Source organism: Pseudomonas imperatae (assembly GCF_057128625.1).
Genome location: NZ_JBSKHP010000077.1, coordinates 1 through 620 on the forward strand (window position 1 = coordinate 1; position 620 = coordinate 620).

1 protein-coding gene is annotated in these 620 nt (G+C 66.6%); it reads left to right on the plus strand.

Annotation, left to right across the window (positions count from 1 at the left end):
- On the plus strand, positions 1–620 hold a 620-nt coding region (locus ACWKWX_RS32670), incomplete at both ends, for a hypothetical protein (RefSeq protein WP_483829936.1).

Here is a 620-nt window from a genome sequence, read left to right on the forward strand (position 1 = left end):
TCTCGAGGGATTCGAGATCGGGACCGCGGAACAGCCTGCTGACCTCCTCCGGCGCCACCTCGAGACGATCGCCGGACGACCGCCGATCGAGCAGATCTCGGTCGTCTGGTACTGCGTTCTTTCCCAACTTCCCCGGCTGACCGAACGTGACATCGCCATGATTCGAGAACTCGACGCGCGCGGGCTCCCGGTCGTTCTCGTGCTCACGAAGGTCGACTGGGTCAGGAACCCGGTGACGGGACGACGCTCCGCACCGGACGACGTTCAGGAGTTCGCCGACTGGCTCGAGGATCCGCGGGACGAGGACGGGCAGCGAATCGAGATCCCGATCCGCCGCGTCATCCTGACCTCCGCAAGCGGTAAGCATGGGAAGGGCAAGGGGCACGGCCTCGGTGATCTCGTCACGGAAACCCTCGCGCTCTCTCCGGAGAACGAGAAGGACGCGTTTCGCATCGCGCAGCGACTCAACCTCCCCTGGAAGCGCGACATGGCCCGCCGCGTCATCGGCGCCGCCACCACCGCCGCTGTCGGAGCGGCGGCGGTTCCGGTTCCCGTCGCGGATGCCGCGATCCTGGCGCCGATCCAGCTCGGAATGATGGGACGTATCGCGGTCATCTTCG